General features: G+C 67.3%; 23 protein-coding genes. 10 read left to right on the top strand and 13 right to left on the bottom strand.

The genetic code is table 11. The features are described from left to right. Positions 1–41 precede the first annotated feature (41 nt). The 4 genes from O5K31_RS08690 to O5K31_RS08675 form a co-directional block, all read right to left on the bottom strand. Positions 42–1,085 carry a rod shape-determining protein gene (locus O5K31_RS08690; RefSeq protein ID WP_269716901.1) on the bottom strand — a complete coding sequence of 348 codons (1,044 nt, stop codon included), beginning with the start codon at positions 1,083–1,085 and terminating at the stop codon, positions 42–44. A 184-nt stretch (positions 1,086–1,269) separates the two neighbouring features. Further along, complete coding sequence (locus O5K31_RS08685; protein WP_269716900.1) at positions 1,270–2,151, bottom strand: DMT family transporter; 882 nt, start codon at positions 2,149–2,151, stop codon at positions 1,270–1,272. Positions 2,152–2,191: 40 nt separating this feature from the next. After that, positions 2,192–3,760 carry a 2-isopropylmalate synthase gene (locus O5K31_RS08680; protein WP_269716899.1) on the bottom strand — a complete coding sequence of 523 codons (1,569 nt, stop codon included), beginning with the start codon at positions 3,758–3,760 and terminating at the stop codon, positions 2,192–2,194. A 240-nt stretch (positions 3,761–4,000) separates the two neighbouring features. After that, positions 4,001–4,402, bottom strand: coding sequence for a hypothetical protein (locus O5K31_RS08675; protein ID WP_269716898.1), 402 nt, complete (start codon positions 4,400–4,402; stop codon positions 4,001–4,003). Positions 4,403–4,531: 129 nt separating this feature from the next. On the opposite strand from O5K31_RS08675, the gene O5K31_RS08670 reads away from it, so the two are divergent. Beyond that, entirely contained in the window at positions 4,532–5,338 is an 807-nt protein-coding gene (locus O5K31_RS08670; protein WP_269716897.1) for a helix-turn-helix transcriptional regulator, read from the top strand. On the opposite strand, the gene O5K31_RS08665 is transcribed toward O5K31_RS08670, so the two are convergent. Both O5K31_RS08665 and O5K31_RS08660 read right to left on the bottom strand, forming a co-directional pair. Further along, a complete protein-coding gene (locus tag O5K31_RS08665; protein WP_269717029.1) occupies positions 5,316–6,017 on the bottom strand; it encodes a TVP38/TMEM64 family protein in 702 nt (233 codons plus the stop codon). The genes O5K31_RS08670 and O5K31_RS08665 overlap by 23 nt on opposite strands. Positions 6,018–6,059: 42 nt before the next feature. After that, positions 6,060–6,491: a hypothetical protein gene (locus tag O5K31_RS08660; RefSeq protein ID WP_269716896.1), complete on the bottom strand. Its 432-nt coding sequence runs from the start codon at positions 6,489–6,491 to the stop codon at positions 6,060–6,062. A 129-nt stretch (positions 6,492–6,620) separates the two neighbouring features. Between O5K31_RS08660 and O5K31_RS08655 the strand changes: the two genes are divergently transcribed. Further along, positions 6,621–7,823: a pyridoxal phosphate-dependent aminotransferase gene (locus tag O5K31_RS08655; RefSeq protein WP_269716895.1), complete on the top strand. Its 1,203-nt coding sequence runs from the start codon at positions 6,621–6,623 to the stop codon at positions 7,821–7,823. Positions 7,824–7,874: 51 nt separating this feature from the next. Here the strand turns inward: O5K31_RS08655 and O5K31_RS08650 are convergent, their stop codons facing one another. Continuing rightward, on the bottom strand, positions 7,875–8,117 hold the full coding sequence (locus O5K31_RS08650) for a DUF2171 domain-containing protein (RefSeq protein WP_269716894.1): 243 nt from the start codon (positions 8,115–8,117) through the stop codon (positions 7,875–7,877). 115 nt (positions 8,118–8,232) lie between these two features. Here O5K31_RS08650 and O5K31_RS08645 point away from each other — a divergent pair, with 115 nt between their 5' ends. Together O5K31_RS08645 and O5K31_RS08640 are read left to right on the top strand one after the other, a co-directional pair. Next, positions 8,233–9,090, top strand: coding sequence for a DUF6807 family protein (locus tag O5K31_RS08645; protein ID WP_269716893.1), 858 nt, complete (start codon positions 8,233–8,235; stop codon positions 9,088–9,090). Between the two features lies 1 nt (position 9,091). Continuing rightward, positions 9,092–9,274, top strand: coding sequence for a DUF4169 family protein (locus O5K31_RS08640; protein ID WP_269716892.1), 183 nt, complete (start codon positions 9,092–9,094; stop codon positions 9,272–9,274). A gap of 13 nt (positions 9,275–9,287) precedes the next feature. Here the strand turns inward: O5K31_RS08640 and O5K31_RS08635 are convergent, their stop codons facing one another. Next, a complete protein-coding gene (locus O5K31_RS08635; protein WP_269716891.1) occupies positions 9,288–9,983 on the bottom strand; it encodes a Coq4 family protein in 696 nt (231 codons plus the stop codon). Positions 9,984–10,110: 127 nt separating this feature from the next. On the opposite strand from O5K31_RS08635, the gene O5K31_RS08630 reads away from it, so the two are divergent. Beyond that, the gene (locus tag O5K31_RS08630; protein WP_269716890.1) at positions 10,111–10,347 is read left to right on the top strand and encodes a ribbon-helix-helix domain-containing protein; all 237 of its coding nucleotides are present in this window, start codon (positions 10,111–10,113) and stop codon (positions 10,345–10,347) included. Here the strand turns inward: O5K31_RS08630 and O5K31_RS08625 are convergent. Continuing rightward, the gene (locus tag O5K31_RS08625) at positions 10,313–10,519 is read right to left on the bottom strand and encodes a hypothetical protein (protein ID WP_269716889.1); all 207 of its coding nucleotides are present in this window, start codon (positions 10,517–10,519) and stop codon (positions 10,313–10,315) included. The genes O5K31_RS08630 and O5K31_RS08625 overlap by 35 nt on opposite strands. An 81-nt stretch (positions 10,520–10,600) precedes the next feature. On the opposite strand from O5K31_RS08625, the gene O5K31_RS08620 reads away from it, so the two are divergent. Further along, complete coding sequence (locus tag O5K31_RS08620) at positions 10,601–12,949, top strand: ATP-dependent helicase (RefSeq protein ID WP_269716888.1); 2,349 nt, start codon at positions 10,601–10,603, stop codon at positions 12,947–12,949. 422 nt (positions 12,950–13,371) lie between these two features. Here the strand turns inward: O5K31_RS08620 and O5K31_RS08615 are convergent, their stop codons facing one another. Together O5K31_RS08615 and O5K31_RS08610 are read right to left on the bottom strand one after the other, a co-directional pair. Beyond that, positions 13,372–13,977 carry an SH3 domain-containing protein gene (locus tag O5K31_RS08615; protein ID WP_269716887.1) on the bottom strand — a complete coding sequence of 202 codons (606 nt, stop codon included), beginning with the start codon at positions 13,975–13,977 and terminating at the stop codon, positions 13,372–13,374. Between the two features lie 438 nt (positions 13,978–14,415). Further along, a complete protein-coding gene (locus tag O5K31_RS08610) occupies positions 14,416–15,525 on the bottom strand; it encodes an anhydro-N-acetylmuramic acid kinase (protein ID WP_269716886.1) in 1,110 nt (369 codons plus the stop codon). 184 nt (positions 15,526–15,709) lie between these two features. Here O5K31_RS08610 and tyrS point away from each other — a divergent pair, with 184 nt between their 5' ends. The 4 genes from tyrS (at position 15,710) to O5K31_RS08590 (ending at position 19,376) form a co-directional block, all read left to right on the top strand. Continuing rightward, positions 15,710–17,038 carry a tyrosine--tRNA ligase gene (tyrS, locus tag O5K31_RS08605; protein ID WP_269716885.1) on the top strand — a complete coding sequence of 443 codons (1,329 nt, stop codon included), beginning with the start codon at positions 15,710–15,712 and terminating at the stop codon, positions 17,036–17,038. Positions 17,039–17,157: 119 nt separating this feature from the next. Beyond that, entirely contained in the window at positions 17,158–17,622 is a 465-nt protein-coding gene (locus tag O5K31_RS08600) for a peroxiredoxin (protein WP_269716884.1), read from the top strand. A gap of 166 nt (positions 17,623–17,788) precedes the next feature. Beyond that, on the top strand, positions 17,789–18,940 hold the full coding sequence (locus O5K31_RS08595) for a peptidoglycan DD-metalloendopeptidase family protein (protein ID WP_269716883.1): 1,152 nt from the start codon (positions 17,789–17,791) through the stop codon (positions 18,938–18,940). Next, entirely contained in the window at positions 18,918–19,376 is a 459-nt protein-coding gene (locus tag O5K31_RS08590; protein WP_269716882.1) for a bactofilin family protein, read from the top strand. Before O5K31_RS08595 ends, O5K31_RS08590 begins: the two co-directional genes overlap by 23 nt. 36 nt (positions 19,377–19,412) lie before the next feature. On the opposite strand, the gene prfB is transcribed toward O5K31_RS08590, so the two are convergent. Together prfB and O5K31_RS08580 are read right to left on the bottom strand one after the other, a co-directional pair. After that, on the bottom strand, positions 19,413–20,534 hold the full coding sequence (gene prfB, locus O5K31_RS08585; protein WP_269716881.1) for a peptide chain release factor 2: 1,122 nt from the start codon (positions 20,532–20,534) through the stop codon (positions 19,413–19,415). A 46-nt stretch (positions 20,535–20,580) separates the two neighbouring features. Further along, positions 20,581–22,932: a penicillin-binding protein 1A gene (locus tag O5K31_RS08580; protein ID WP_269716880.1), complete on the bottom strand. Its 2,352-nt coding sequence runs from the start codon at positions 22,930–22,932 to the stop codon at positions 20,581–20,583. Positions 22,933–23,027 lie beyond the last annotated feature (95 nt).

The raw sequence follows: 23,027 nt of genomic DNA, 5'->3' as shown, positions 1-23,027 counted from the left end.
TGTAGCCCGCATTGCGGGCGCTGCGCAGCGGCGGCTCGCGTTTAGGCGAGCGTCGATTCCAGGACGCCCTTCATCCACTTGGGATGCTCGAGCACCTTGCCGCAGCCCAGCGCCACGCACGACAGCGGATCGTCGGCCACGGTCACCGGCAGGCCGGTGTGGTCGCGGATCTCGGCGTCCAGGCCGCGCAGCAGGGCGCCGCCGCCGGTGAGCATGATGCCCTTGTCGGCGATGTCGCTGGCCAGTTCCGGCGGAGTGGCTTCCAGAGCCACCTTCACCGCTTCGACGATCTGGCCGACGGGTTCGGACAGGGCGTCCGCCGCCTGCTTTTCGCTGATGCGCACTTCGCGGGGCACGCCCTGCATCAGGTCGCGGCCCTTCACGTCGATCGACAGGCCTTCGCCATCGGCCGGCGCCCGGGCGGTGCCGATCTCCTTCTTGATGCGCTCGGCGGTGGTTTCGCCGATCAGAAGGTTATGGTGGCGACGCATGTAGCTGATGATCGCCTCGTCCATCTTGTCGCCGCCGACGCGGACCGAACGCGAATAGACGATGCCCGACAGCGACAGCACGGCCACTTCGGTGGTGCCGCCGCCGATGTCGACGACCATCGAGCCGGTCGGCTCGTGGATAGGCAGGCCGGCGCCGATGGCCGCGGCCATGGGCTCGTCGATCAGGCCGACGCGGCGCGCGCCGGCGTTCAGGCAGGAATCATTGATGGCGCGGCGTTCGACCGCGGTGGCGCCCGACGGCACACACACGATCACCTTGGGATTCACAAAGCCCTTCCGGTTGTGAACCTTGCGGATGAAGTACTTGATCATCTCTTCGGCGACTTCGAAGTCGGCGATGACCCCGTCGCGCATGGGGCGGATGGCCTCCATGTGGCCCGGCGTGCGGCCCAGCATCTGCTTGGCCTCGATGCCGACGGCGTGGACGGTCTTGCGGCCGCCGACATTGCGCAGCGCGACAACGCTGGGCTCGTTCAGCACGATGCCTTTGCCCTTCTGATAGATGAGGGTGTTGGCGGTGCCGAGATCGATGGCGATGTCGTTGGAGATCACGCCGAAGAGGGATGAGAACATCGAGGGCCCTGGAACTGGGGATTTTGGCGACGGGCGAAACTTATTTGTCCTGCTGACGTCAGGTCGCCGCGGAAGCGCAAGCCCCCCGGCCGCGCCATCGCCAGACTCACCCTAAGGCCCGCCGAACTCGCTTCGTTTGCCCTGCTAGTGAGTTGATTTCAAGGCCTATCGGCGCGGCCGTTCATCATCCCGTCGCTGCGAGCGCTACCCCCAGGGCCGTCAGCGCGCCGCAGCCCCACTGCCACAAGCTCAGCCGTTCAGCGAACAGGCGTCGTCCAACCAGCGCCGCGATAGGCATCTCGACCACGCCCACCGCCCTCACCGGCCCCACGGGACTGAGCGCCATGGCCGTGAACCACAGGCCCGACGCCGCCGCGCCGCAAAACCCCGCGCCCAACGAGCGACGCCAGGCCGCGATCACGGCGATCACCGCCGTTCGGTTGGTGGCCAGCAGCCAGGAGGTCAGGCTCACCGTCTGAATCGCCTGCACCACGGCCACGGTGGCGAAGGCCGACAGGACTGGATGCGCCGGCTCCAGGGCCAGCGCCCCCTGCCGAAAGAAATTGGCGCTCAGCGCGAACATGGCCCCCGACCCCAGGCCGAACAGCAACGCCCCACGCTGCATATGCACACCACCGTCGCGCGGCCAGGACAGCGCCGTAAGCCCCACGGTGGCGATGGCCCCGCCCAACCAGACGACCGGCCCTACATGGTCGCCAAAGAACAGCACGCCCCACACCAGGGCGAACGGCAGCCCGCTTTGCTGCATGGCCGTTCCCAGGGCGAAGGAAGAGCGGTGCATGGCCGTCAGCATCGAGGCCGTCGCCGCCATCTGCAGCGCCGCCCCCGCCGCGCAGGCGGTGAAGAACGAAGCGGAGGGGTGGAACCGCGCGCCCGGCGTCAGCAGCCAGAGCACGCCGACAAAGACCAGCGCGAACGGCAGGCCGAACAGGAAACGCACCAGCGTGGCGCCCCATGGCCCCGCTCCGGTCATGACCGAGCGTTGCGCGGCGTTGCGGGCGACCTGCAGGGCCGCCGCGCCCACGGTTATGGGAATCCAGAGCATGTGAATCGGGGCTTAGACCGCGCCGCGTGGCGCGGCCAGCCTAGAAGCCGCTGGCGATGGCCGTTTCGGGCCGCGCCTTCTCACGCCGCGCGAACAGGTTGTTCAGGGCGTTCACATAGGCCTTGGCCGAGGCGGTCAGGGTGTCGGTGTCGGCGGCCTGGCCCGTGGCGATGCGGCCATCCTCCTCCAGACGCACCGAGACCTGGGCCTGGGCGTCCGTCCCCTCGGTCACCGCGTGAACCTGGAACAGGCGCAGGGCGGCGCTGTGCGGCACGATCTCGTGGATGGCGTTGAACACCGCATCCACCGGGCCGTCGCCGGTGGCTTCGGCGGTCCTGACTTCGCCGTCCACGTCCAGGGTCAGCTCGGCCGACTGGCCGTCGGTGCCGGCCACCACGCGCAGGCGCTCGACCTTGATCTTCTCCGAGCCGCGCGCCAGGGCGTCATCCACCAGGGCGACGATGTCGTCGTCGAAGACGTGCTTCTTCTTGTCGGCCAGTTCCTTGAACCGCGTGAAGGCGTCGTTCAGGGCGTTCTGGCCCAGCTCGTAACCCAGGGCCTTCAGCTTCTCGCGGAAGGCGTGACGGCCGGAATGCTTGCCCATCACCAGGTTGGTGGCGCCCTGCCCCACGTCCTCGGGACGCATGATTTCGTAGGTCTCGGCGTTCTTCAGCATCCCGTCCTGGTGGATGCCGCTCTCGTGGGCGAAGGCGTTCTTGCCGACGATGGCCTTGTTGTACTGCACCGGAAAGCCCGTGATCGCCGAGACATAGCGGCTGGCGCGGGTGATATGCACCGGATCGATGCGGGTCTCGTATGGCAGGGTCTGGCCACGGACCTTCAGGGCCATGACCACCTCTTCCAGAGCGGTATTGCCGGCGCGCTCGCCGATGCCATTAATGGCGCACTCGATCTGGCGCGCGCCGCCGGCCAGGGCCGCCAGGCTGTTGGCCGTCGCCAGGCCCAGGTCGTTATGGCAGTGGGCCGAGAAGATCACCGCGTCGGCCCTCGGCACGTTCTCGATCAGGTCGCGGAAGATCGCCGCGTACTCATCCGGATAGGTATAGCCGACGGTGTCGGGGATGTTGATCGTCGTCGCCCCGGCCTTGATCGCCGCCTCGACGCAGCGGCGCAGCACGTCGCGCTCGGTGCGGGTGGCGTCCTGGGCCGACCATTCCACGTCGCCGCACAGGTTGCGGGCCATGGTCACCGACTTGGTCGTCGCATCGATCACGTCCTCGATCGACATGCGCAGGATATGGTCGCGGTGCTGCGGGCTGGTGGACAGGAAGGTGTGGATGCGGCCACGCTTGGCCGGGCGGATCGCCTCGGCGCAGCGCTCGATGTCGGCGGCGGCGGCGCGAGCCAGGCCGGCGATGACGCTCTCGGTCACCAGCTTGGAGACCTCGCGAACCGCCTCGAAGTCGCCGTTGGAGGCGATGGGGAAGCCGGCCTCGATCACATCGACGCCCATCTCCTCCATGATCTTGGCCAGCTCCAGCTTCTCTTCCAGCGACATGGACGCGCCGGGCGATTGCTCGCCGTCACGCATGGTGGTGTCGAAGATGATGACTTGGTCGCGCTTTACGCTCGATACGGGGGCGGTCATGGGATGGTCTTTCGAAGGTCGGCGGCTGGGGGTGATGACTACTCGAAACGCCCCTGAGCGACCGGCCGCGAAAGGTGCGCGCGGCTAAACGGCGGCCCAGGGGCGGCTAAGCCCCAGCGCAAGAAGCAGCAGGTTGTCGCGGTCGCGGCACATGGGGCTTTCTCTATCGATTCCAGACCCCTCGCGCAACAGGAATGCGCCAATCTGCGCTTCTCGTCGCCATTTCAGCAAGATCGTTCCCTAAATCGCCGCCACCGAGCGATTGTGGCGCAGGGCCGCGAACTGAAGCAGGCCGAATGTGGCGACCACCGCGGCTTGGGCGCAGATGAACAGCGCGCCGAGCAGAGTCGGCTGGACCCAGCCTGCGGCGATGAGGATCACGCTCTCTATCACCCAGACCGCGTTAGCGATGACAACCGCCCACACCGCCCCGCGTGGCAGGCTTTGGCGGCTGGCCATCCACGCGACAAGCAGGGCGTACGGCGCCAGGAACAGCCCAGCGGGCCGCATCAACATCGGCGACAGGCCCAGCAGGCCCGACAACGGACCCGCGCCGAAAGCTAGCAACACGCCGGTCGCGCCGCTGGCCACGGCGTCCAGCGCCAAGACCTTGCGCAGGAAAGGGGAAGCGATGGCGGACATAGGGTTCTCCTTGGATGGTCGGACGGGATGTCCGTGATCCAAAATCTCGCCCCGTCGCCGAGGCGGGTCGATTACGTGCCAGGTAATGGGCAAGCCTCACCGCCACGCTATTCTCCCCCAATGACCCCGATGCAGTCCTCTGTCGGCGACCAGATCCGCAACTGGCGTCAGCGCCGCCGCCTCAGCCAGCTCGACCTGGCCCTTGAGGCCGAGATATCCACCCGCCACCTCAGCTTCATGGAGACGGGCCGCGCCCAGCCCAGCCGCGACATGGTTCTGCGCCTGGCCGGCTGCCTTGAGGTCCCCATGCGCGAGCGCAACGCCCTGCTGGTCGCCGCCGGATTCGCTCCCGTCTTCTCCGAGCGGAACTTGGACGACCCCGCCATGGCTGCGGCGCGGCGGGCGGTCGAGCGGATTCTGGAGGGGCACGCCCCTTATCCCGCCATCGCGGTCGATCGAGCCTGGAACCTGGTCTCAGCCAACGCCGCCGTCGCCCTGTTGATGCAGGTGGACGATCCTGTCCTGCTGGAGCCGCCCGTGAATGTCCTGCGGCTCAGCCTGCACCCGCGCGGTGTCGCGCCACGTGTCATCAACTACGGCGAGTGGCGCGCGCATGTCCTGGAGCGCCTGCGGCGTCAGATCGAGGTCAGCGGCGACCAGGGCTTGGTCGAACTGCACGACGAACTGGCCGCCTACCCCGCCCCGGCGCCCTCGCTTCATAGGGCGCCGGCCAGCGACTTCGGGGGCGTGGCCGTGCCCCTGTTGATCGAAACCGAGGCGGGCGTGCTGTCGTTCATCAGCACCATCACCGTGTTCGGCACGCCGGTGGACATCACCCTGTCGGAGCTGGCGATCGAGTCCTTCTTCCCCGCTGACGCCCAGACGGCCGAAACTCTGCGCCGGCTACACCCCGTCAGTCCTGCTCGCGGCTCTTGAGCCAGCGGCGCGCCGCCCAGCCCAGGGCGATCCACAGGGCGGCCACCCCGATCAGCAGCCCCACATGGCGCATGCCGCCGCCCTGCATCGCCTGGACGATGGAATTGCCGGCGAAAGCGGTCAGGGCGATCTTCGGGATGATCCCGATCCCCGTCCCGACCAGAAAGTGCCAGAACCGCATCGGCGTGACACCCGCCGCCATGTTGACGACGATGAACGGCGCCGACGGCACCAGCCGCACGATCAGGCTGGCCAGGAACCCGTTACGCCCGATCAGGCGCATGAACCCCTTCACCCCGTCTCCCGGGATGTCGCGCAACAGACGCCCGCCGAACAGCCGCCCCAGCCAGAAACCGACCACGGCGCTGACCATGGTGCCGATCCAGCTATAGGCGAAACCGGTCCAGGCGCCGAAAGCCACGACCGCCGCGGCGATCAGCACAAACTGCGGCACCCCCAGGAAGGCCAGCGCCGCGAAGGCGAACACCGCCACCGGCAGGCCCCAGATCCCATGGGCCGAACCCATCCACTGCTCGACCGTAGCCTCGCCGGAGAATCCCAGCACCGACGCCCCGAACAGGAAAACCACGCCCACGCCGCCGAACAGGACGAAGGACACCGCCAGCGCCCGCCAGGCGCGGGCGTCCATGTTCATTACGAAGTCGATCAGGCGGCGCATGGCCATGGCCTCGCCGATCCGCCGCGACGGGTCAAGCCAGCTCTATCGCCCGCAATAAACCAGATCGGCCTTCCAGTCGTACGGGCCGCCCTCGACCTTCATGGCCTCGGTGACGTCCATGAACCGCAGGCGCAGGTCTCCGTCGGCCGCCTGCCCCTCGGCCGAGCAGGTCGCCTTGATATCAAAACCGCCGGACGCCTCGCGCACCTCGTTGAACGTGCAGGAGACTTCGCCCGGCGTGGACACGCCACGGGCCTCGAACTTCCACGCCTCGTGGCCGCAGGCGGTCTTGGCCGCGGCCCATCGGCCGACAAAGCGGGGAGTGACGGCCACCGACGGCGCCTCCGTCGGCGCCTGGTCGGACGTCACGGGCGAAGATGTGGCCTGCGAAGCGCCGGCGTCTTGGGGCGGGGTGTCGTTGCAGGCCGCCAGCAGCAAGGCGGCCCCCATCCAGGCCAGATGACGATGTTGCATGGCGGTCCCTCCACTGAGCCATTGAAAGAAGGGGTCGCTATGGATCGGGTTCCATTCGTTGCGCCGCAGCACGACGGCGCGTAAACACCCCCGCAATCCTGAAACCTCCCAGGGGAGCCCTGAACCGCCATGTCCATCGAATCCGCCGCCCTGCGCCGCATCGCGCCCTCGGCCACCATCGCCATCAGCGCCAAGGCGCGGGCGCTGCAAGCCGCCGGCCGCAATGTCATCGCGCTTTCCGCCGGCGAGCCCGACTTCGACACCCCGGACAACGTCAAGGCGGCGGCCATCAAGGCCATCCAGGACGGCAAGACCAAGTACACCGACCCCGACGGCATGCCGGCGCTGAAGGAGGCGATCTGCGCCAAGTTCGCCCGTGAGAACGGCCTGACCTACAAGCCCAGCCAGGTCCACGTGGCCCCGGGCGGCAAGCCGGTGATCTACAACGCCCTGGTCGCCACCCTGAACCCGGGCGACGAGGTGGTGATTCCCGCGCCCTACTGGGTGTCCTATCCGGACATGGTGCTTCTGGCCGGCGGCACGCCGGTCTCCATCGAGACCCGCGCCGACAACGGCTTCAAGCTGGAACCGGCGGCGCTGGAAGCGGCGATCACGCCCAAGACCCGCTGGCTGATCCTCAACTCGCCCTCGAACCCCTCGGGCGGCGCCTACACCAAGGCCGACCTGCAGGCGATCGCCGATGTGCTGCTGCGCCACCCGCATGTCTGGGTCCTGACCGACGACATGTACGAGCACCTGGTGTTCGACGACTTCGAGTTCTTCACCATCGCCCAGGTGGAGCCCAGGCTCTACGACCGCACCCTGACCATGAACGGGGTCTCCAAGGCCTACGCCATGACCGGCTGGCGGATCGGTTACGCCGCGGGTCCGGAAGCCCTGATCAAGGCCATGGCCAAGATGATCAGCCAGACCACCTCCAATCCCTGCTCGATCTCGCAACATGCGGCGGTGGAGGCCCTGAACGGCCCGCAGGACTTCATCAAGCCGAACCAGAAGTTGTTCCAGGGGCGCCGCGACCTGGTGGTCTCAATGCTGAACCAGGCCACCGGCATCCAGTGCGCGACGCCGGAAGGCGCCTTCTATGTCTATCCGTCCTGCGCCGGCCTGCTGGGCAAGACCGCGCCCAGCGGCAAGGTGATCAATTCGGACGAGGACTTCGCCGTCGAGCTGCTGGAGGCCGAGGGCGTGGCCGTGGTTCACGGCGCGGCCTTTGGCCTGTCGCCCTTCTTCCGCATCTCCTACGCCACCTCCAACGAGGTGCTCGAAGACGCCTGCGGCCGCATCCAGCGCTTCTGCGCCTCGGTCCGCTAAAACAAAAGGCCCGCTGCGAAGCGGGCCTTTTTCCTATCGGGGGCGGGAAACCTAGTGCTTCTCGCGCCACTGGACCTTGGCCTGATCCTGCGTCAGGTTCAGGCGGACCTTTTCCTCGGCCTCATCCACATATTCGACCCACGACAGCGGGATCATGTGGTGCTTGAAGCCGGAGCCAAGGTCCAGCTTGGCCAGTTCGATCTCCTGGCCGATCACGTGATCGACGCGACCGACATGCTTGTCATCCGAACCGACGACTTCGAAGTGTTCGCGGATTTGGGCGGGGCTGATCATTTGGGTGTCTCCTTTGCAGGCCTCGGGGGCGGCCCGTCGCGTCTTCCAACGATCTCGCGGAGTGCGGGTTTCAATCGTCGTTGAACCTTAGCGGCCAAACCGGCATCGTCAGCCCATGCGTCTGTTAGCTTCCCTCGCCTTCGCCGCCGCCGTCACCACGGCCGCTCCCGCCTTCGCCCAGATCGCCGCCTCCATGGCCGACGACGGCGTCACCATCACCGATGCGGGCAAGCCCGTCCTCTTCTACCGCACCAAGGCCGCCGACCCGGCGGATCCGGGGCGGCTGAACTTCGTCCATCCGCTCTATGCGCCGGACGGGACCGTCCTGACCGAGGAAAAGCCCGTCGACCACATCCACCATCGCGGCGTGTTCTGGAGCTGGCATCAGGTCTTGGCCAGCGGCGCCTCGGTCGGCGACGGCTGGTTCATGCAAGGCCTGGGCTTTCGCACCACCGAGCGGGCCTTCGCTGACGGCGCCCTGACCGTGAAGGTCGACTGGCTCGACGCCAAGGGCGCGACCATCGCTCATGAGGTGACCAAGGTCACACCCCGCCCCCTGGCCGCCGAGGGCGCCCGGCGGATCGATTTCGACACCACGATCATGCCGACCGTTGACGGCTTCGCCCTGGGCGGCAGCGATGACGTCAAAGGCTATGGCGGCTTCTCGATCCGCACTGTCCGGCCCGACGCCCTGTCCTTCGTCTCGGACGGCAAACCGGTGACCCCACGGAACGAAGCGGTGGAGGCCGGCGGCGTCATGGCGCTGGAATGGCCCAGGGAGGCCGGCTATCCGGCCTGGACTATCCACGTCGGCTGCAAGGCCCAGGACAAGCCGGTCACCAGTTGGATTTTGCGCAAGTCGCTGTCGATGCAGAACTGCGTCTTCCCCGGCCGCGCGCCCTTCCCCATAGCCAAGGGCCAGGCCCTGCGCCTGGAATCGGTCCTGGTCGTCAGCCCCGCCAAGGGTCTCTGACGTGGCCGAGGTCATCAATCTCAACAAGGCGCGCAAGGCCAAGGCCAAGGAGGCGGGCAAGACCGCCGCCGTCGAGAACCGCGTCCGCTTCGGTCGCACCAAGGCCGACAGGTCGCTGGAACAGGCTCGCGCGAAAAAGGCCGACCGCGACCTCGATCAGGCCCGGCGCGACAAGGACGACTAGGCGGCCAACGCTTTCACGGCCGGATCGCGGCCTCGGCCGGGATCGACAGATAGAGCGTGGGCGGCGCGATGTTCAGCCGCCGCCGCGCCGCTTCCAGGTCCTCGGCGAACAGGGCGTGATAATCCTCGCCCGCCAGCCATGCTGCCTTGCGCCCGTTGCGATAGGCCTGCCACGCCGCGCGATAATAGGGGTGGCCCAGCTTCAGCTTCTCGAACTCCCGCGCGCCGGCGGCGGCGATGAAGGCGAAGCCCAGACTCCGGCTCTGGGCGTAGGAGAACGCCACCACGCACACCTCGCCCATGCCGTCGGTGCCGTAGCCCGTCAGCACATGCCAGACGTCATGCACATCCCGCACCCGCCGGCCGAACCAGGCATAGGGGTGCGCCGCGTCCACGTCATTGTCGGCCACCTTGCGGCTCTCGTCCGCCAGCCCTTCGGCCGACAACCCGCGCGGCGCGATGAAGTCGCGATAGGCCGCACCCACCGTCCCGGGCCCAAAGCTGTTCAGCCACGCCTGATCCGACAGCCGGTCGGCGAACTCCTCGCGCTGATAGGCGATGTATCCGCCCTTGGGCGTGGACAGCAGGCGTCGGTAGCCGCGCGGGATCGTCTTGCCCGACAGGGCGCGCATGATCTCGAACACCTGCTGGGTGTCTTCCTTGTCGGCGATAAGCCGACGCATGGCCTGCAGCGCGCGCAGCGGCTGCATCTCGAAGCGCCCCGGCGTCGCGCGGCTGGTGGGCCGTCTTGCAAGTTGGGCGGCTACATCCATAAACAGTCCTCCGCTCGCCCAGGAAAATGACGCGGGCGTCACCATCTTTCAAGTCGAGGCGATCTTGGCCGGTCTTTCCAAACGCTCGGTGAACCTGTCCGGACATGCCACCTCTCTGGCCCTTGAGCCCGAGTTCTGGGCGGTTCTGGACGAAGCGGCGCGCGAGGAGGCCAGCATGGCCGCCCTCCTGCTTCGTATCGACGCGGGGCGCGGGAAACGCCCCCTCGCCTCCGCCTGTCGGGTCTTCGCCCTCAACCGCGCCCTGGCTAGCGCTGGACCGGACGGCTCGGCTCGGGAATAGGCGCCGGCTGGGCGTTGGGCGGTATCGTGGTCGTCGTGGCCATGGGCTTGGGCGACGATGAAAAGGCCAGCCACAGGACGATCAGTCCCACGACGATCACCCCCAGCATTCCCCACAGCAGGCCCGGCACTCGCCGCCGCCGTTCGCGTTCCGGTTCTGATCGGTTGGACATGACGCACCTCCGTCCAACCAACGGCTGCCCTCCGCCGTCGTTCCCCTTAAGCCGGGCGGTGTTTGTGCTACATATGTTCTATTGATTCAGAGAGCTTCCCTGCCCGTGTCCGACCTCCCCACCGTCCGCATCTCCGACCTCGCCCGCGCCGACGGGCCCCAGGGCTCGTATCTGGACGGCCTCAACCCCGAGCAGCGCGCCGCGGTCGAGGCGACGGACGGCCCCGTTCTGGTCCTGGCCGGCGCCGGCACCGGCAAGACCCGCGTCCTGACCACCCGCCTCGCCCACATCCTGGCCACCGGCAAGGCCCGCCCTTGGGAGCTGCTGGCGGTCACCTTCACCAACAAGGCCGCCCGCGAGATGCGTGAGCGGATCGGCCACATCATCGGCGGCCAGGCCGCCGACCTGCGCTGGCTGGGCACCTTCCACTCCGTCGCCGCCCAGATCCTGCGCCGCCATGCCGAGCTGGTGGGTCTGAAGTCCAACTTCACCATCCTCGACACCGACGACCAGGAACGCCTGATCAAGCAGGTGCTGGAAGTCCAGAACATCGACCCCAAGCGCTGGACGCCCCGCGCCCTGGCCGGCCAGATCGACCACTGGAAGAATCGCGGCTGGACCCCCGACAAGCTGCCCCCGGGCGAGGCCGAGCACTTCGCCAACGGCAAGGGCGCGGTCTGCTACCGCATGTACCAGGACCGCCTGCGCACCCTGAACGCCTGCGATTTCGGCGACCTGCTGCTGCACAACCTGACCATCTTCATGAACAACCCGGATGTGCTGGAGGACTATCACCAGCGCTTCAAATACATCCTGGTGGACGAGTACCAGGACACCAACGTCGCCCAGTACCTGTGGCTGCGCCTGCTGGCCCAGAAGCGCCAGAACGTCTGCTGCGTGGGCGACGACGACCAGTCGATCTACGGCTGGCGCGGCGCCGAGGTGGACAACATCCTGCGCTTCGAGCGGGATTTTCCGGGCGCCAAGGTCGTCAAGCTTGAGCGCAACTACCGCTCCACCAGCCACATCCTGGCCGCCGCCTCGGGCCTCATCGCCGCCAACAAGGGCCGCCTGGGCAAGACCCTGTGGACCGAGGCCAATGACGGCGAAAAGGTCCGCGTCGCGGGCGTCTGGGACGGCGAGGCCGAAAGCCGCCTCGTCGCCGACGAGATCGAGCGCTGGAAGAAAAGCGGCCGCAAGTACAAGGACGTCGCCATCCTCGTGCGCGCCTCCTTCCAGATGCGCAGCTTCGAAGAGCGCTTCGTCCTGCTGCAGATTCCCTACACCGTCATCGGCGGGCCCCGCTTCTTCGAGCGGGCCGAGATCCGCGACGCCCACGCCTATCTGCGCCTGATCTATTCGGAAGACGACGATCTAGCCTTCGAGCGCATCGTCAACGTCCCCAAGCGCGGCATCGGCGACACCACGGTGCAGAAGCTGCTGCAGGTGGCGCGCCTCAACAACGTCTCGGCCTCCATGGCCTCTCGCGGGGTCGTCCACACCGACGAGATCGCCGCCAAGACCCGCACGTCCCTGGCCAACTTCATCCGCGACATCGACCGCTGGCGTTCGATGAAGGACAGCCTCGACCACGCCCGCCTCATGGAGACGGTGCTTGAGGAGAGCGGCTACACCGACATGCTGCGCGCCGACAAAGGCCCGCAAAGCCAGACCCGCCTCGAAAACCTCAAGGAACTGGTCCAGTCCATGGCCGCCTTCGACACGCTCGAGGCCTATCTGGAGCACGTCTCCCTGGTCATGGACCTGGACCGCGGGTCCAGCGACGACAACGTCCAGATCATGACGCTGCACTCGGCCAAGGGCCTGGAATTCCCCCTGGTCTTCCTGCCGGGCTGGGAGGAAGGCGTCTTCCCGTCCCAGCGCAGCATGGATGAAAAGGGCGAAAAGGGCCTCGAGGAGGAACGCCGCCTGGCCTATGTCGGCATCACCCGCGCCCGCGAGGAAGCCCGCATCTCCTTCGCCGCCAACCGTCAGGTCTATGGCCGCTGGACCAGCCAGCTTCCCAGCCGCTTCGTCGACGAACTGCCCATCGCCAATGTCGAGGCGGGGTCCGAGACCGGCTATTACGGCGGCGGCCCCGGCATGCAGCAAGCCGCCAGCCGCTGGGACGAACAGCCGACCTTCAACTCCGGCTACACCTCTCCGGGGTGGAAACGCGCCCAGGACCGCTCCGCCGGCTTCGTCCGCTCGGGCTCCGGCGCGCGCGGTCCGGTGATCGAAGGCGACGGCCGGCTGGTCGCCGTCTCCGACGCCTCGGCGTCATCGGGCGCCTACCAGCGCGGCGACCGCGTCTTCCACGTCAAGTTCGGCTACGGCGCCGTCAAAGCCGTCGAAGGCAACAAACTCACCGTCGCCTTCGACAAGGCCGGCGAGAAAAAGGTCATCGACAGCTTTGTGGAGAAGGCGTGAGGGCATAACCCAGCTCCGTCACCCTAGGCCTCGTGCCTAGGGCCCAGAGACTCCGCTTCCAACGCATGGAGCGCGGTAGCTTCCGCCACGCTTACCTTCAAGCTCAGCCGCATATGGGTCCTAGGCGCAAGGCCTAGAATGACGGGGGGTTTAGTGCACAGGCACGATCACCAACTCGCCTCCCTCGCCCTCGTGGCGAGGGTCCCTGCGTCCTCCCGCTCCGAGCCAGTCATCCGCCCACGCCCTGCCCGCTGAAACAGGGACCCCAGGCACAAGGCCTGGGGAGGCGGAGACGAGCGAGATGCATCCGAAACCCGTGATCCTGAGTGCCTCAGCGCGTCTCGAAGCATGCACAACAAGAAAAACCCGGGCGGTTCTCCCACCCGGGCCCTCCTCTAATTTATATGTACATATGAACCGGTTTAGTAGCTGGCGTAACGATAGCCACCGTTCTGCGGCCGGACGTAGTCGGCGTGGACGTAGCCGATGCCGACGCCGTCACGACCCACCAGGATCCACTCGCCCCGGTCCGCGACAGCCATGGCCTTGAAGGTCTGGCCCCGCGTCAGCGAGGTGGTCTTGGCCGCCCGGGTGGTCGGCGCGGCCCGGACATTGACCGTCGAGGTCGCCACGTACATCTCGTTCAGGCCGTCGAAGCGCGCCGGCTGGACGTAGGACGCCAGCTTGTAGCCGCCGCTCTTGTACGTGCCGCCGTATTCGTTGGCGGTCCGCTTCTCCTGCATCTTGCAGCCGATGGCCGAACCCGCCGCCGCGCCGCCCACGGCGCCGATGACGGTGCCCGTGCCGCGGTCGTTCTTGGCCAGGTTGCTGCCCAGGACGCCGCCCAGGATCGCGCCGATCAGGGCGCCGCCCTCCTGCTTGCCGCCGGGGGCCGAGCAGCCGATCACCGGCTTCAGGTTCTGGGCGCTCGCCAGGGTCGGCGCGGCCGAGACCGCCAGCGTGGCGGCGATCGAGGCGGCCGTCACAGCGGCCAGGGTCTTGGTCTTCATCGTGGTCTTGGCGGTCATGATCGGTCTCCCTCTGGGTTTGATCAGCCAGTGAGACGACCTTAGAGCGGCCAAGCTGAACGCAACTGGAGCCCGCCGTTATCTTCGGTTCAGCTTGATGAAGGCCGGTTCAGCTACCGCCCTGCGTGCTTCAAACTAGTCGGAGGACCCAGCCCGACAGGAGACTCTGGAGACCGATACTCAGGGGAAACCGCGCCCCTTCGCGGAGACATTGGATACATCGCGGCGGACCGCCCAAGCGTTCAATTCGCCGCCGCGCCGCGCCCGCCATCCTCGCACGGCCACCGCCCTACCCCTTGCGCCGCCAGCGCCAGGCTCCGAATTCTCCCCGCCCCTCACCCCGGCGCTACCCTTGTGACTAGGAGCCGGCCGGCCGCCTCAGAGGCGCGCCGCAAACGACAAACAAACGGGACGTGGACTTTGGAGACATTCCCGGCCTCAGCGCGGCCTTACGATCCGTCCGCCGGTCATGGCCGCCTTCACGCCCGTGGTCCCCGGAAAGCTGATTGGCAGGTCCCGTGCCGTCCGCGCCGCCAGATAGGCGAAGGCCTCGGCCTCTATGGAATCCCCGCGCCACTCCAGATCCTCGGCGGTCTTCACCGGCATGGGCAGGGCCGCCTCCAGCGCCTTCATCAGCACAGGGTTATGCCGTCCGCCGCCACAGACGATCAGCGCCCGGGGCTGCACGGGCGCGTACGCAACGCCCTTGGCCACGCCCGCCGCGGTGAACGCCACCAGCGTCGCCGCCGCATCCTCCAGCCGCAGGGCCTCCACCGGCTCCAGCGAGAAGTCATAGCGATCCAGCGATTTGGGCGGCGGCGCCTCGAAATACGGATGTGCCAGCATCGCCTTCAGCGCCGCCTCATCCACCGCCCCGACGCTGGCGTACTTGCCGCCGGCGTCGAACCGCCCCGCCCCGCGCTCCTGCATCAGCAGGTCGATCATCCCGTTGCCCGGGCCCGTGTCGAAGCCCACCATGGTCCCGTCGGCGTCGATCAGGGTCACATTAGCCACCCCGCCGATGTTCAGGATCGCCGCCGGCGGCTCCAGCCCCCCGGCCCTGGCCCGCGCCAGATGATAGATCGGGGCCAGCGGCGCCCCCTCCCCGCCGGCCGCCACGTCGGCGGTGCGGAAATCGAACGCCACCGGAACGCCGGTCAGATCCGCCAGCGCCTGGGCGTCGCCCAGCTGCACCGTCCGGCCGATCCGCTCTTCATTGGGCCGCTCGTGCAGCACGGTCTGGCCGTGCATGCCGATCAGGTCGAACTCGGTCCAGGCCAGGCCGTGTTCCTCGATGAAGCTCGACGCCGCCTCGAAATGCTCCTGCGCCACGGCCGTCGCCGCGGGGGCGAAGCTTTCCGGCTCCGGCGTTCCCCGCTCCCACTTCAGGGCGTCGTGCGTCGCAGCCAGCACCAGTTCGCGCGTCGCGTCGCTCAGCTTGCGCTCGCCCGCCGGCCCGAAGGCGGTGATCGCCTCGCCGTCCGTCTCCAGCACCGCCATATCCACGGCGTCCAGGGACGTGCCCGTCATGAATCCGAGAACCTTCATGCGCCTTGACTGCCACTCTCCGCGAAAGGTAGCTAGCTTCCATGATCGCTCGCCGCGCCCTTTCCGGCCTCTATTACCGCTCGCAGTCCTAGCGAGCGGCTCAGCGATCCTGCCTGCCGCCCAACAGCCGGCGGCATGTCATCACAAAGCCCGTGTCTCCGGCCTTCAAACCAAGCCCGGACTCATGAAATCCACATCCCTCCCCACCCCAGCCGTGCTAAACGCGCGCACCCAGACTGAAGAGAGCAAAGCCATGTCCGCCGACCCCGCGTTCAAGTCCGACTTCCTGCGGACCCTGCAGGCGCGGGGCTACATCCACCAGATCACCCATCCGGAGGAGCTGGACGAGGCGGCGGCCAAGGGGACCATCACCGCCTACATCGGCTTCGACGCCACGGCCCCGTCCCTGCATGTGGGCAGCCTGATCCAGATCATGATGCTGCGCCGCCTTCAGCAGGCCGGCCACAAGCCCATCGTCCTGATGGGCGGCGGCACCACCAAGGTCGGCGACCCCACCGGCAAGGATGAAAGCCGCAAGCTGCTGTCCGACGCCGACATCCAGGCCAACATCGCCGGCATCAAGCAGGTCTTCTCGAAGTTCCTGACCTTCGGCGACGGGCCGACCGATGCGGTGATGGTCGATAACGACGAGTGGCTGTCCAAGCTCGGCTACATCCAGTTCCTGCGCGATTTCGGCGTCCACTTCACCGTCAACCGCATGCTGGCCTTCGACTCCGTCAAGCTGCGGCTCGAGCGTGAGCAGCCGATGACCTTCCTGGAATTCAACTACATGTTGATGCAGGCCACCGACTTCCTGGAGCTGCAGCGCACCCGCGGCTGCGTGCTGCAGATGGGCGGCTCGGACCAGTGGGGGAACATCCTCAACGGGGTGGAGCTGATCCGCCGCGTGGACCAGAAACCCGCCTTCGGCCTGACCACGCCCCTGCTGACGACCGCCTCGGGCGCCAAGATGGGCAAGACCGCCGCCGGCGCCGTCTGGCTCAACGCCGAACAGCTGAGCCCCTACGACTACTGGCAGTTCTGGCGCAACACCGAGGACGCCGACGTCGGCAAGTTCCTGCGCCTGTTCACCGACCTGCCCCTGGACGAGATCGCCCGCCTGGAGTCGCTTGAAGGCGCCGCCATCAACGACGCTAAGAAGGTCCTGGCCGACGAAGCCACCCGCATGGCCCACGGCGAAGACGCCGCCCGCACGGCTCGCGACGCGGCTCAAAAGCTGTTCGAACAGGGCAGCGTCTCCGCCGACCTGCCGACCTTCGAGATCCCGGCCGCGACCCTGGCCGGGGGCGTTCAGCTCGCGGCCCTGTTCGCCGACGCCGGCCTCGCCGGCTCGCGCGGCGAAGCTCGTCGCCTAGCCCAGGGCGGCGGCGTTCGCATGAACGACCAGGCCGTCTCCGACGCCAACCAGATGGTGACCCAGGTCGACCTCGTCGACGGCGTCATCAAGCTGGCCGCTGGCAAGAAGAAGATCGTCCTGGTGAAGCCGGTCTAACTTCACTCCGCTCATCCCGGCGAAGGCCGGGAACCAGATCATAGAGCTCCGAGCCCGTCATCTGGACCCCGGCCTACGCCGGGGTGAGCGGTTGAGGGGCTGGAAGATGTGAGAAGCAAATGCCTGACTTGAACATCGGCGACCGCGCCCCCGATTTCGACCTCGAGACCGACACCGGCCGCGTCAGCCTGTCTGGGCTGAAGGGCAAGACGGTCGTGCTCTACTTCTATCCCAAGGACGACACCCCCGGCTGCACGACCGAGGCGATCGACTTCTCCGCCTTGCGCGACGATTTCGCCAAGACCGGCGCCGTCGTGGTCGGCGTGTCCAAGGACACCGCCAAGAAGCACGGGAAATTCCGCGCCAAGCATGACCTCAAGGTCGAGCTAGGCGCCGATCCCGAGGGTGGGATGGTCGAAAGCTACGGCGTCTGGATCGAAAAGACCCTCTATGGCCGTCAGTACATGGGCATCGACCGCGCCACCTTCGTCATCGATGGTGAAGGCGTGATCCGCCACATCTGGCGCAAGGTGAAGGTTTCCGGGCACGCCGCGCAGGTTTTGGAGGCCGTTCGCAATCTCTAGGGAACTGGCGGATCGCCTCCGCATTAGGCATGAGACACCGCGAGAATGCATTCATGCGTCATTAACCATTAATGATGCATCTTTGCCGCGCCTGCGTGTGCTTTTCGCCTCTTGCACCGCTTCTTAAGTTTATGCCCTTATCCCGCCGCTAGAGTAATTGTGCGGGGTGGGTATGACGCGCTTCAGGCGACTGTGGCGATCGCTCCATGAGCTTTTTCCAGAGCGACATCTGTATGTCCGCTCTGGCGGCCAGATGCGCGGCGTCGTTCTGACCCCGGTCAAGCAAATGGTCATCGCCGGCGGCCTCGCCGGCTTCGCCCTGTGGACCGGCGTCTCCACTGTCGCGATGCTGATCAACGCCTCGTCGCTGAACGCCGCCGACCAGCAGGTCATGCGCATCAAGGCGCAGAATGAGCGGATGAACGCCGACCGCCAGGCCCGCCTGAACAGCGCCATCGCCCAGCTCTCCGCTGTCAACGGCTCGGTCGACGACCTGGCCGCTTCGGTTGAGCGCCGTCACGCCGCCCTGGCCATGCTGGTCAGCGACTTCAAGGGCGCCCCGGGCGCGGCGGAGGCGCTGAAGCCCGCCGCCCCACGCCTGGCCGACGCCAATCCAGTCGAACGCATCAACGCCACCCGCATGGACCAGGAACGCCTGATCCAGTCGGCTGAGACCTACGCCAAGACGCGAGCTGAACGCCTGCGCGTCGCCTTCCGCCTCGCCGGCCTGAACCCGGAGTCCTACGTCAATCGCGGCGGGGCGCTCGGCGGCCCGCTGATCGAGGCCAAGGATCCTCGCGCCCTGGCCGCCGTGCTCGACGTGGAGCCGGACTTCGCCATGCGAATCCAGCGCGCCTCCTCCAATATGTCGGCCATGCGCAGCCTCTCCACGGCCGCCAACCGTCTGCCCCTCGCCCGCCCCGCCTATGCGGTGAAGACCAGCGGCTTTGGTGTGCGCTTCGATCCGTTCACGCGCCGCCCCGCCCTGCATTCCGGCCTGGACTTCGCGGGTGGGATCAACACCCCGATCAGCGCAACGGCGCCAGGCGTCGTCTCCTTCACCGGCGTGCGCTCGGGTTACGGCAACACCATCGAGATCGACCATGGCGGCGGCTTTAAGACCCGCTACGCCCACCTCCAGGCCATCGGCGTGCGTCCAGGCCAGCGGGTCGGCGTCGGCCAGCGGATCGGCGGCATGGGCAACACGGGCCGCTCCACCGGTCCGCATCTGCATTACGAGGTCTGGGTCAACGGCAAGGCGCAGAACCCAGACCGCTTTGTGAGGGCCGGCGATTATGTTCAGCAAGCAAGCAGCTAAGGGCGGCGCGTCCGTCGAAAATCTTCCGACCGTTCATGACGGCGGTCGCCGCAACAGCGGCCCCAAGGTCGCCTCGCTGATCGGCGCCGACATCGCCATCAAGGGCAACCTGTCCGGTGGCGGCGACCTGCATCTGGACGGCACGATCAAGGGCGACGTGAAGGTCGAACGCCTGACCATCGGCGAGACCGGCCACGTTCAGGGCGCCATCACCGCCGAGACGGTCGACGTCCGGGGCCGCGTCTCCGGCGCGATCACCGCCAAGCAGGTCCGTCTGTTCAGCACCGCCCACGTGGAAGGCGACGTAACCCACGAGCAGCTTTCAATGGAGATCGGCGCCTACTTCCAGGGCCGAAGCCTCAAGCTCCAGCGCCCCGCGCCCGCCGCGGCGCCGCAACCGGAAGCCGACGTAGTCGCCCTTCCCGCCGCCGAATAAGCAAAAGGCCCGCTTCGCAGCGGGCCTTTTTCAGTTCTAGCCTTCCACCGCGTCCCGGGTGGCGCCGACGCGCTGGGCCAGCGCCGCGCCCATGAACTGGTCCAGGTCCCCGTCCAAGACACCTTGCGTGTCCGAGGTCTCGACCTCCGTCCGTAGGTCCTTGACCATCTGGTACGGCTGCAGGACGTAAGAGCGGATCTGGTGACCCCACCCGATGTCCGTCTTCTGGTCTTCCAGCGCCTGCTGAGCCGCTTCGCGCTTCTGCAGCTCCAGCTCGTACAGGCGAGCGCGCAGCATCTTCCACGCCTCTTCCCGGTTCTGGTGCTGCGACCGGCCCGCCTGGCAGGCCACGGCCACGCCAGTGGGGATGTGCGTCAGGCGCACGGCCGAGTCGGTCTTGTTGATGTGCTGACCGCCGGCGCCGCTGGCGCGATAGGTGTCGGTCCGCACGTCGGCGGGGTTGATCTCGATCTCGATGGTGTCGTCCACCACGGGATAGACCCAGGCGGAGGCGAAGCTGGTGTGACGCTTGGCCGCCGCGTCATAGGGGCTGATGCGGACCAGGCGATGGACGCCGGCCTCGGTCTTCATCCAGCCATAGGCGTTGGGCCCCTTGATCTGCAGGGTGGCCGACTTGATCCCCGCCTGTTCGCCGCTGGTCTCTTCGATTAGATCGACCGTGTAGCCGTGGGCGTTGGCCCAGCGCGTGTACATGCGCAGCAGCATCCCGGCCCAGTCGTTGGACTCCGTGCCGCCAGCCCCCGAATTGACTTCCAGATAGCAGTCGTTGCCGTCGGCCTCGCCGGACAGCAGGGCCTCCAGCTCAGCCCGCGCGGCGCGCTCCTTCAGGGCGCGTAGCTGGGCGCGGGCGTCCTCCAGAGAGCTTTCGTCGCTCTCCATGTCCGCCAGTTCGGCGTATTCCAGAGCGTCCTTAAGCTCGCGCTCAAGGCTCTGCACGGCCTCCACGCGCGCGGCCAGGGCGGCGCGTTCACGGCTCACGGCCTGGGCTTCCGACGGACGATCCCACAGGGTTGGGTCCTCGACCCGGGCGTTCAGCTCATCGAGCTTGCGAAGCGCAGGCTCCCAGTCGAGACGCCGGCGCAGCAGCCCGATCGACTGCTCGATGTCAGCCGCGGCGGCTTGGACATCCGGTCTCATATGAAACTCCTAGAATTCGAGCGGCGCAGATAGCGTGCGCTGCCCGTCAATACAATCCGGTCAGGTCCGGTTCGCGCTTGGGCGGGGCCTGTCCAGGCGTCGGCGCGATCTGGCCATAGGGTATCGGCCCTGAGGGGATGAGCGGCGTCGCGACAGGCTTGGGTTCGGTTCCGGGCCGGAAGGCTTCGCGCATGCCGCGGACATAGCCGAACTTGGCGTTCTTGGGCTCCTTGAAGGGCGTCGGCGGCACGCCCTTCATCGCCTCGGTCATGAAGTCGATGAAGATCGGCACGCTGGCCACGCCGCCGGTCTCGCTTGAGCCCAGCGAACGGTTGTCGTCGAAGCCTATGAAGACGCTGACCACGATCTGTGGCGTGTAGCCGACGAACCAGGCGCTGCGGTACTCGTTGGTGGTGCCGGTCTTGCCCGCCACCGGGCGGTTCAGGACGCGGGCCTGGGTGGCCGTGCCGCGCTGGACGACGCCCTCCAGCATCGAGGTGATCTGGTAAGCGGTGATCGGGTCCATCACCTGCGCCCCGGTGACCGGCAAGCGCGGGCTTTCCTCGCCGTTGAAGCCGGCGTCGCATTTGGGGCATTCGCGCTTGTCGGCGCGTAGCAGGGTCTTGCCCTCGCGGTCTTGCACCAGCTCGATCAGGTGCGGCTCGATCTTGCGGCCGCCATTGACGAACGGCGCGTAGGCGGCGGTCAAACGGAACGGGGTAGTCTCCCCCGCCCCCAGGGCCATGGCCAGAACCGGCGACATCTTGTCGGTCACGCCCGTGCGGATCGCCATGTCGGAGATCTTGCGCATGCCCACGCCCTGCGCCAGGCGCACGGTCATGGTGTTGCGCGACAGCTCCAGCCCGCGGCGCAGGGGCAGCGAGCCGTAATATTCGTGATTGTAGTTTTCGGGGCTCCAGACCTCGCCCTCCTTGGCGCCCGCCAGGCTGATCTGGGCGTCGGCTACGACGCTGGCTGGCGTGTAGCCGTTCTCCAGTGCCGTCGCATAAACGAATGGCTTGAACGCCGAGCCCGGCTGACGCTGGGCCTGGGTCGCGCGGTTGAACTTCGACAGCGAGAAGGAATAGCCGCCCACCATGGCCAGTACGCGGCCAGTATGAGGCTCCATGGCCACCAGGGCGCCGTTGACCAGCGGGATCTGCTTCAGGCGATAGCCGCCGCCCTGCGCGGGCTCGACGAACACTAGGTCGCCGGCTTCCAGACCCTTGCCCGCCCGGGCCCAGGCCACGTCTTCCGACGCCAGAAGCCCCGGCGCGCCTTCCTTGGCCGGACGCACGCGCACCGAACCGCCCGAAACGCTGTCCACAAGCGCGGCCTGCCAGGCGCGACGCTCCGACGGCGGGGTCTTCTTAAGCGCCACCTTCTCCCAGCCCTGGGCGACCTCGACCTGACCCCATGCGCCACGCCAGCCATGGCGGCGGTCATAGCGCTCCAGCCCCTCCATCAGGGCCTCACGCGCGGCGGTCTGCAGGCGCGGGTCCAGGGTGGTCCGCATGTAATAGCCACCCTCGTTCAGGCGCGGCCCCAGGGTGTCGAGAGCGCGGCGACGCACCTCTTCGACGAAATAATCGGCGTCCCGGTACTGAGAGCGGGTCGGCGCGGGCTGGACCTTCAAGTCCTCCTTCATCGCCGCCTGCGCCTGGGCGCGGGTGATCCAGCCGGCCTCGGCCATCTGGCCCAGCACCCAGTTGCGCCTCCCGATGGCGCGCGCCTTGTTGCGGATCGGGTGATAGTTGTCCGGCCCCTTGGGCACGGCGGCCAGATAGGCGGCCTCCGACAAGGTCAGGTCATTGATCGCCTTGCCGAAGTAGTTGTAGGCGGCCACGGCCACGCCGTAAGAGCGATAGCCCAGCCAGATTTCGTTCAGATACAGTTCGAGGATCTGCTGCTTGGTCAGGCTGTTCTCGAGCCGCTGGGCGAGAATGCCTTCCTTCAGCTTGCGGCCCACCGTGCGATCGGACGTCAGCAGCACGTTCTTGGCCACCTGCTGGGTGATCGTCGATCCGCCCTCCAGGCGGCGGCCGGCCACGGCGTTGCCGACATTGTTGATCATGGCCCGCGACAGGCCGCCCACATCGACGCCGCCATGCTCGAAGAAGTTGCGGTCCTCGGCGGCCAGGAAGGCATAGATCAGGTGAGGCGGAATCTGATCGTATTGAACGAAGATGCGCCGCTCGCGCGAAAACTCGCCGATCAGGGTGCCGTCCCACGCATAGACACGCGTGGCCGTCGGCGGGCGGTAGTCCTGCAGATCCCCGGCATCGGGCATGTCGTGGAAGAGCCAAGCGGCGTACACAGCCAGAGCGAAGCCCGCCAAGGCGACGACGCTGAGCGCCGTCACGCCGGCGATCGCAGCCCACTTTTGCAGCGGTTTCAAGCTCGACTGACCTCCGCGGGAAACCGTCCCGCAGACCGTCCTCTATCGTGCTCCGCGCGGGGCGCCAACGGGCGTGTGGCCGCAGTCGTAGTCGA

Source organism: Caulobacter sp. NIBR2454 (assembly GCF_027474405.1).
Taxonomy (GTDB): Bacteria; Pseudomonadota; Alphaproteobacteria; order Caulobacterales; family Caulobacteraceae; genus Caulobacter.
The sequence above is the reverse complement of the archived record's forward strand: the minus strand, read 5'-3'. Positions and strand labels throughout refer to the sequence as shown.